Annotated in this window: 1 protein-coding gene; it reads left to right on the top strand. The window is 36.3% G+C overall.

Annotated elements, in window-relative coordinates; all coding sequences use genetic code 11:
* Nucleotides 1–357: 357 nt before the first annotated feature.
* The coding region (locus tag JF818_RS01680) for a hypothetical protein (protein ID WP_198890261.1) at nucleotides 358–1176 on the top strand (819 nt) is incomplete at its 3' end.

Raw genomic sequence — 1176 nt, forward strand, 5'->3', positions numbered from 1 at the left:
GGATTATCCAGGATGTCCTCTTTCTCGAAGTCCATCTGGGCCGAAAGACTCTGAAGCTGTCGCTCCATTTGTGTGCTCACACGGCAGTACAGGGCCACACGTATTCGCTTGAAATGTCGCCTGGCTGGTATGACATGTATGATGGGTTTTCTCTTCTCGTCCGGCATGGTTTGTTTTGCATAACATGAATTAGTATTGAAGAATAGATTATCTGGTTCATAAAGGAATGATTCAATTTCAACTTCATTAAGTATTGCTGACTCAATGCTGACTCAAGAATTCTTTCTGGCACAATACTTCTTTGAATGATATACTAAGCTTCGACTCGATAATTATGATTATATAAGAGGGGTCCTAATGCCAATTACTATCTACAATAGCCCACTTGAAGATGAAGTGTTAAATGCGAAATATTTTGTTGGCTACACCGATTATTTATCTAGCATCAAAGAGTTATATCCACTGATTCAAAGACTAGATATTCAACGAAATTTGCAAAAAACAAATTTTTATGGGCGCCTAAGAGAAGATTTAAAGAAAGGCTGTATTATACCAGCGATCGTAATTGCATTCATCAAAGAAGAAGATAGCGTAGTAGTGAATGAATCATATATTAATGACAACATAAAAAATGCTTTTATTCTTGATGGTATCCAACGATTGAATGCTATAAAGCAAGCCTATGAGGAATTGGCGGATAGCGAGAAAAGTAAATATGAAAAGCGGAGGCTACATCTAAATATTCTAATAGCTCCTTCCATGGACAAACTCCTATATCGGATGATTACATTGAATAATGGGCAGAAACCAATGTCGCCGCGACATCAAATTGATATTCTTTCAGAAACAATACTAGATTTTGATAAGCTCGAATTAAGAAACCAAACCCATAAAGCTAGACAGCTGAATGCCGATCGTTTAGCTATACATAGATCTGATATTGTCAAAGGATATATTGCATACTTATCAAAAACAACTGCTATTGATAACAAGCTGATAATTGAAGAAAAGATGGATGAACTCATTGCAGAGAAGATAATTCAAAGTGATATTGCATCTGATAAGTATGAATTTCTGGATGTGCTTAGAAAAATCGCATATCTCTGCAAAGATCCCGAAATCAGACAATGGTTTTTGGTCAGCAATAACTTCATCGGTTTTTGTGTAGCTTCTAGG

This window comes from Sphaerochaeta sp. S2, assembly GCF_016406725.1.
In the GTDB taxonomy this organism is placed as follows: domain Bacteria; phylum Spirochaetota; class Spirochaetia; order Sphaerochaetales; family Sphaerochaetaceae; genus Sphaerochaeta.